Origin of the sequence: Streptomyces sp. NPDC017448, assembly GCF_044330565.1 — a bacterium.
GTDB lineage: Bacteria > Actinomycetota > Actinomycetes > Streptomycetales > Streptomycetaceae > Streptomyces.
The window spans coordinates 1011161-1018227 of sequence record NZ_JBIRLM010000001.1 but is presented as its reverse complement, the minus strand read 5'-3'; the positions used below and the strand labels follow the sequence as shown (position 1 = coordinate 1018227).

Sequence of the window (7067 nt, the reverse complement as noted above, 5' to 3'; positions counted from 1 at the left end):
GGGCGGGGGGGGGGGGGGGCCGGCGGCCCCCCCCCCCCCCCCCCCCCCCCCCCCCGCGGGGGGGGGGCCCCCCCCCCCCCCCCCCGGGGGGGCCCCCCGCCCCCGGCCCCCCCCCGCGGTGGGGTGCGGGCTGGGCGGTCAGTGCATGACCGCCATGGCCAGCGCGCGGCGGGCGCGCAGCGAGGCGCGCTCCGCCCGGCGCTGCATCCGGCGGGCGGCGACCAGGCGGGCCGACTGGCGGTCGTCCTGGGCCTCCCGCAGGCGCTCGTGCATATGAGCACGGGCCAGGGCTTCGGGGATGAGTTGCATTTCGCGGGTCCTGTTCTGACGCGAGTCGTTCGCGCCGATGATGGTGACGTCGGGGGTGGCGGAGCCGACGGGCTCCTTCGTGGGGGTGCTCATTGGTGCCTGATTCCGAGGGTCATGGGTGTGGGGGTGGTCGATCGTTCCGATCCGCAACCGGCGTGTGGGGGCGGGGGCCCCACAGGTCGCGGTCACGCTGCGACCGGGTTCTTGCGCGGACGGCCGCGGGGGCGCTTGCGGGCGACGACCACACCCTGGACGAAGAGCTCTCCGCCCCAGACGCCCCACGGCTCGCGGCGGTCCTTCGCCCCGGCGAGGCAGGCCTCGACGAGCGGGCAGGTGCGGCAGAGGGACTTGGCGTACTCGACGTCGGCGGGCGACTCGGCGAAGAAGACCTCCGGGTCGTAGGAGCGGCAGGGGACGGGTACGCCGAGGTTCTCGATGGCGTCGTCGAGCGCGGTGAGCGTGGTGAGCGGGGTCAAGGTGGAGTCCTCCGTGGAGCCGGGCGGCGAGATCGGGGCGGTGAGCGGTACTGACGGGGCGTGCGTCTCGATGGGCACGGTGGGTGGTGTCCTCGTCTGGTCGTGCCGGCCGGTCGGCCGGTTGGCGGCTGCTGGTACCAGGTCCTGCTTGTCCCGAGGCTCCTTCGTTCCGTCCCGTCCGTTCGGACAAAACAAAAGGGCCGCGGATCCCGAGTGGGGTTCCGCGGCCCTGAAGGCGCCGACCTGATGCTGGATCAGGCTGGATCGCTCCAGGGTTCAGGCCCACGGAAGGCCCACATGGTGTGGTGCTGCTGCGTCTGCTTCGTGAATCCGGCACCGGCTGCCGCAAAGGCATAGGCCTGAGCCTGCGCTGCCTTCGCTTCTGCTGCCGCCGGTGCCTGGATCGGTCGCTCATTACGCTCCCGCGTCACGGGGAGGCTCGCGGGGGCCAGCGGACGAACGGCGGAGGCGCCGGACAGACCGGTGGCGTGGAACGAGGCAACCGAGGAGCGGGTGAGGCCGAGCAGGCAGGCGGAGACGACCGAGAGATCGGTCATTTTCTGGGTTCCGATGATGCTGATCACTTCAATCGCCTCCTCTCGGCGTCTAGGGGGACCGGCCGGGACCGGTCCTGCGTATTCGGATGAGTACAGCTAAGTACAGCACGGAGCCAGGGCTTCAGAGAAGCCGCTGTTTCCGTGGTTAAGAACCTATGGTGACGACTGGTGCGGGCGCAAACTATTTTCTGGACGAGTTTTCCTCAGGTCTCGTCGGTGCCCTCACCGGGCTCGTCGCGAACCGTCCCACCTGCGCAGATGGCCAGAACGTCGGTGCCGAAACGGCGCAGCTTCCGGTTTCCGACGCCGGCGATGACGACGAGTTCGCCCTCGGTGGAGGGAACGGTCTCGGCGATCGCCATGAGCGTCTTCTCCGTGAACACGCAGTAGTCGGGCTGGCCGAGCAGGGCCGCCTGGGCGGCGCGCCAGTCGTGCAGCCGCTCGTACAGCGCCTCGTCCATGTCCGAGGGGCAGTCTTCGCAGCGCATCAGCTTCATCTCGCCCGCGTCGGTGAGCGTCCGCCCGCAGACCCGGCAGCGCACCGGACTCCTGGGTTTGCGTTCGACCGCCGGGGCCCGGTTCGCCGCGGCCCGGCCGGCGCCCCGGTCGATGCCTCCGCCGCCGCCGGCTCCGCCCCGCACGCCCGAGGCCGCCGAGCCCGGCCGCAGCCCGTTCAGGAAGCGGGTGGGGCGACGGCTCGCCCGGCCGCCCGGCGACCGGGACAGCGACCAGGAGAGCGAGAGGTGGATGCGGGCGCGCGTGATGCCCACGTACAACAGGCGGCGCTCCTCCTCGACCTGTTCGTCGGTCTTGGCGTAGGCGATCGGCATCATGCCCTCGGTGAGCCCGACCAGGAACACCGCGTCCCACTCCAAACCCTTCGCCGCGTGCAGGGAGGCCAGCGTGACGCCCTGGACCGTGGGTGCGTGCTGGGCGGCCGCCCGTTCGTCCAGCTCCCGGACCAGGTCGGTCAGCGTCGCCCCCGGCCTGGCCGCCTCGAAGTCCTCCGCCAGTCGGACCAGCGCGGCCAGCGACTCCCAGCGGTCGCGCACCGCCCCCGACCCGGCGGGCGGCCGGGTGGTCCAGCCCTTGGTGGAGAGCACCGCCCGCACCTGGGAGGCCAGGTCCTCCGCCCCGTCGAGGAGGGAGTCGTTGCCCCCGGCGCGGGCCGCGCCGCGCAGGGCGGTGCCCGCCTCGCGGACCTCCGCCCGCTCGAAGAACCGCTCGGCGCCCCGCAGCTGGTAGGGCACTCCCGCGTCGGCGAGGGCCTGCTCGTAGACCTCGGACTGGGAGTTGACGCGGTAGAGCACGGCGATCTCTCCGGCCGGGACGCCCGCGGCGATGAGGTCGCGGATGCGCCGGGCGGTGGACTCGGCCTCGGTGGGCTCGTCCCCGTACTCCGTGTAGACCGGCTCGGGGCCCTTGTCGCGCTGGGAGACCAGCTCCAGGCGGTGGTCGGCGGCCCGGCCGCTGGCCTGGCTCAGCAGGCCGTTGGCCAGGTGGACCACCTGGGGGGTGGAGCGGTAGTCGCGGACCAGCTTGACGACGGTCGCCCCGGGGTGGCGGGTGCGGAAGTTCAGCAGATGGTCGGGGGTGGCCCCGGTGAAGGAGTAGATCGTCTGGCTGGCGTCGCCGACGACGCAGAGGTCGTCCCGGTCGCCGACCCAGAGGTCGAGCAGCCGCTGCTGGAGCGGGCTCACGTCCTGGTACTCGTCGACGACGAAGTGCTGGTACTGGCCCCGCACGTGCTCCGCGATGTCGGCCCGGTCCTGGAGGATGCCGACCAGGAGCAGCAGCACGTCCTCGAAGTCGATCACCGAACGGTCGCGCTTGAGCTGCTCGTACGTGGAGTAGATCTGGGAGAGCTCCGCCGGATCGCGGGGGGCGTCCCGCTGGGCCTTGGCGACGGCCGCCGGATAGTCCGCCGGGACGGTCTGGGTGACCTTGGCCCACTCGATCTCGCTGGTGGCGTCCCGCAGCTCGTTGCGGTCGAGCCGGATCTGGCAGCGGGCGGCCGCCTCGGAGACCAGCTGCACCTTCCGCTCCAGCAGCCGGGGCAGCTCGCCACCGACTGCTTTCGGCCAGAAATACTGGAGCTGCCGGAGTGCGGCGGAGTGGAAGGTCCGCGCCTGGACGCCGGTCGCACCGAGCTGGCGGAGCCGGCCCCGCATCTCTCCGGCGGCCCGGTTGGTGAAGGTGACGGCGAGCACGGTGGCCGGCTGGAGGATGCCGGCGCGCACCCCGTAGGCGATGCGGTGGGTGATCGCGCGGGTCTTGCCCGTACCGGCTCCGGCCAGCACGCACACCGGGCCGTGCAGCGCCAGGGCCACCTCGCGCTGCTCGGGGTCGAGCCCGTCGAGCACGGCGTCCGGGGTCTCGGGAACCTGCGGGAAGAGGGTGGAGTGCGTTGCTGCTGTCACCCCGCCATGCTGCCAGGTCCCCAGGGGTGGACGCGGCGGTTGTCCACAGGGGTGAGGCATTCGTCGTACCGGGGCGGACCGTACGGGAAGGGGCCGGGCGGACCGTACGGGAAGGGGCCGGGCGGACCGTGCAGGGAAAGAAGGGTGCGGGCCGTACGGAGGGGTCTGCGCCGCCCGTGCGGGGCCGGTACGGGCCCGACGCGGGCCGACGCGGGCCCGACGCGGGAGGGGCGGTGCGGGCCCGACGCGGGCCCGGTGCGGTCCCCGCGCCCGGGGGTCCGCGGTCGGCCGGAATCCGTGCGCGGGAGCCGCTGCCGCCGTTGGGGGAATGGGAGCCTCGTCCCGTACGTTCCTAACCGTGCGGGACGGCCGCCGACGGCCGCCGCACCGCAAGTGACGCTGCCGGCCGCGCAGCGGTACGGACGAGACGAAGGAGCGCCAGCGACATGGCGGGCACTGTGACGATGTACAGCACCACCTGGTGCGGCTACTGCCGTCGGCTGAAGAGCCAGATGGACCGCGAGGGCATCGCGTACAACGAGGTCAACATCGAGCACGACCCGGAGTCGGCCGCTTTCGTCGAGAAGGCGAATGGCGGAAACCAGACGGTTCCGACGCTGCTGATCGTCTCCCCCTCGGGCACCGAGTCGGTCATGACCAACCCGTCGCTGGCCCAGGTGAAGCAGGCGCTCGCCGCCTGATCCACCCGCCCGCGACCCCCTGCCCCCGGCATCGCCGGGGGCAGTCGTGCGTTCGGGGCCGGAACCCGACACGGGCCCCTCTCGACGGCGGAATCCGTGCCCACGCCGAGGAGGCCGTGCCTCCGCCGAGGAGGCCGCGTCCACGGCGGGGGCCCCGCCGTCAGCCGGTGCGCTTCACGCTGCCGGGCTTCGGGAGCGGCCTGCCGTACCAGAGCTCGATCAGGCGCGCCGCGATCGAGATGCCGAACGGCGGCATGATCTCGCCGGACTCGAAGGCGGCGGTCAGCTCCTCGCGGGAGAACCAGCGGGCCTCCTCGATCTCCTCGCCGTCGACCTGGATGTCGAAGGAGGTCGCCCGCGCCATGAAGCCGAGCATCAGGCTGGAGGGGAACGGCCACGGCTGGCTGGCGATGTACTCCACCTCGCCGACCGTGATCCCCGCCTCCTCGTACACCTCGCGGGCCACGGACTGCTCGATCGACTCCCCCGGCTCGACGAACCCGGCGAGGGTGGAGAAGCGCCCCTCCGGCCAGTGCACCTGGCGGCCCAGCAGCGCCCGGTCCTGGTCGTCGGTGACCAGCATGATGACCGCCGGGTCGGTACGGGGGTAGTGCTCGGCCCCGCAGGCCGGGCAGCGGCGGATGTGGCCGGCCGCCGCGATGACCGTGCGCTCGCCGCAGCGGGAGCAGAAGCGGTGCAGGCGCTGCCAGTTCTCCAGGGCGACGGCGTGCACCATGAGCCCCGCGTCGCGCGGGCCGAGCAGGAGGCCGGCCTCGCGCAGTCCGGCGGGGCGGGCCGACTGGTCCATGCGTCCGGGCAGCGAGTCCTTCTGGAGCGCGAAGTAGCTGACGCCCGTCTCGTCGGTGCCGAGGAAGTACCGGTGGGTCTCGGTGACCGGGGCCTCGAAGGCCGGGGTCATGACGATCTCGGTGCCCCCTTCGGGGGTGTCGTCGATCAGCACCTGGCCGCCGGAGACGACGAAGACGCGGGTCGTCGGGTGGCTCCACGCCACGGAGAGCCACGCCTCGTCGAGGCGGTGGTGGGCCGCGCGGTCGATGCCGCTCGGCGCGGTGAGGCCGATCGGACGGTCTGCGGTGGCGTTGTCGAAGGTGCTCACAGGTGCTTCCTACTCCCCCTGGGTGGATCGGGTGTGCACAGGTACGTGGAGGGTGCGCGGAGGACTCGGCTCAGTGCGGAGGACTCAACTCAGCTCAGTGCGGTGGCCAGCTCGCCCCAGAGGTACGCGGCCGTCTCCACGCCCTTGAACAGAAGGTCCAGCTCGACCTTCTCGTCGGGCGCGTGCCAGCCGTCGGAGGGTACGGAGATGCCGAGGAAGAGGACGGGGGCGCCGAGCACGTCCCGCAGGTCGGCGGCGGGGCCGGAGCCGCCCTCGCGGGTGAAGAGGACCTTCCGGTCGAAGGCGCGGCCCATCGCACGGGCCACGGCCCGGAGGGCGGGGTGGTCCAGCGGGGTCAGGCAGGGGCGGGTGGCGGGCTGGAAGGCGATGGTGTGCCGGACGCCCGCCGGGACGCGGGAGGCGGTCCAGGCGGTGACCGCCTCCTGGACGCGTTCGGGGTCCTGGCCGTCGACCAGCCGGAAGCTGATCTTCACCAGGGCGGACGAAGGGATGATCGTCTTGCTCCCGGCGCCCTGGTAGCCGCCGCCGATGCCGTTGACCTCGGCGGTGGGGCGGGCCCAGACGCGCTCCAGCGTGGAGTACCCGGCCTCGCCGGACGCGGCGCCCGACTTGGCGGTGCGCAGCCAGCTCGCCTCGTCGAAGGGGAGCTCGGCGAAGAGGGCCCGTTCGGTGTCGGTGAGGTCGGCGACCCCGTCGTAGAAGCCGGGGACCGCGACGCGGCCGTCCTCGTCGTGGAGGGCGGCGACCAGTCGGGCGATCTCGGTGGCGGGGTTGGGGACGGCTCCGCCGAACGATCCGGAGTGGATGTCCTGGGCCGGTCCGAACAGCTGGATCTCGCACTCCGCGAGGCCGCGCATGCCGGTGCAGACGGTCGGGGTGTCCTCGTCCCACATGCCGGTGTCGGAGACGATCACCGCGTCGGCGGCGAGCCGGCCGGCGTGCTGCTCGGCCAGGGCGCGGAAGTGCGGGGAGCCCGACTCCTCCTCGCCCTCGATCAGCAGCTTGAGGGTGACGGCGGGGGTGGTGCGGCCGGTCGCGGCGAGGTGGGCGCGGACCCCGAGCGTGTGGAAGAAGACCTGGCCCTTGTCGTCGGCGGCGCCGCGTCCGTACATCCGGCCGTCGCGGACCACCGGCTCGAACGGTTCGGTCGTCCAGCCGTCCTCGCGGGCGGCGGGCTGCACGTCGTGGTGGCCGTAGACCAGGACGGTCGGGGCGCCCGGATCCTCGCTGGGCCACTCGGCGAAGACCGCCGGGGCGCCGGGGGTCTCCCAGACCTCGGTGACCGGGAAGCCGGTCTCCTGGAGCTTGGCGCGCAGCCACTCGGCGCTGCGCCGTACGTCCCCGGCGTGCTCCGGCTGCGCGGAGACGGACGGGATGCGCAGCCACTCCGCGAGGTCGGCGAGGAAGGCCGCGCGGTGCTGTTCGGTGTACGTGCGGACGGCGCTGTCCGGGGTCTCGCTCATGCT

General features: G+C 73.0%; 7 protein-coding genes. 1 reads left to right on the top strand and 6 read right to left on the bottom strand.

The genetic code is table 11. The features are described 5' to 3' along the window. Positions 1-138 precede the first annotated feature (138 nt). From ACH4K1_RS04520 to ACH4K1_RS04505, 4 genes are all read right to left on the bottom strand, one after another. A complete protein-coding gene (locus ACH4K1_RS04520) occupies positions 139-498 on the bottom strand; it encodes a hypothetical protein (protein ID WP_073764105.1) in 360 nt (119 codons plus the stop codon). After that, a complete protein-coding gene (locus ACH4K1_RS04515; protein WP_228990562.1) occupies positions 495-863 on the bottom strand; it encodes a WhiB family transcriptional regulator in 369 nt (122 codons plus the stop codon). The genes ACH4K1_RS04520 and ACH4K1_RS04515 overlap by 4 nt, the downstream gene beginning before the upstream one ends. Positions 864-1039: 176 nt before the next feature. After that, positions 1040-1369 carry a hypothetical protein gene (locus tag ACH4K1_RS04510; protein WP_398086515.1) on the bottom strand — a complete coding sequence of 110 codons (330 nt, stop codon included), beginning with the start codon at positions 1367-1369 and terminating at the stop codon, positions 1040-1042. 176 nt (positions 1370-1545) lie between these two features. Further along, positions 1546-3822, bottom strand: a complete 2277-nt coding sequence (locus ACH4K1_RS04505) for an ATP-dependent DNA helicase UvrD2 (protein ID WP_398086513.1) — start codon at positions 3820-3822, stop codon at positions 1546-1548. Between the two features lie 386 nt (positions 3823-4208). Here ACH4K1_RS04505 and ACH4K1_RS04500 point away from each other — a divergent pair, with 386 nt between their 5' ends. Then, a complete protein-coding gene (locus ACH4K1_RS04500; RefSeq protein WP_030113660.1) occupies positions 4209-4463 on the top strand; it encodes a glutaredoxin domain-containing protein in 255 nt (84 codons plus the stop codon). Positions 4464-4623: 160 nt separating this feature from the next. On the opposite strand, the gene nudC is transcribed toward ACH4K1_RS04500, so the two are convergent. Beyond that, positions 4624-5580: an NAD(+) diphosphatase gene (nudC, locus tag ACH4K1_RS04495; protein ID WP_398086511.1), complete on the bottom strand. Its 957-nt coding sequence runs from the start codon at positions 5578-5580 to the stop codon at positions 4624-4626. Between the two features lie 89 nt (positions 5581-5669). Next, positions 5670-7064, bottom strand: a complete 1395-nt coding sequence (locus ACH4K1_RS04490) for a dipeptidase (protein ID WP_398086510.1) — start codon at positions 7062-7064, stop codon at positions 5670-5672. Between the last annotated feature and the right edge of the window lie 3 nt (positions 7065-7067).

Bases quoted from the DNA above. Each gene is read 5' to 3' on its own strand.
- ACH4K1_RS04505 (WP_398086513.1), bottom strand. From the start codon at position 3,822: ATGCCTCACCCCTGTGGACAACCGCCGCGTCCACCCCTGGGGACCTGG.
- ACH4K1_RS04500 (WP_030113660.1), top strand. From the start codon at position 4,209: ATGGCGGGCACTGTGACGATGTACAGCACCACCTGGTGCGGCTACTGC.
- ACH4K1_RS04490 (WP_398086510.1), bottom strand. From the start codon at position 7,064: ATGAGCGAGACCCCGGACAGCGCCGTCCGCACGTACACCGAACAGCAC.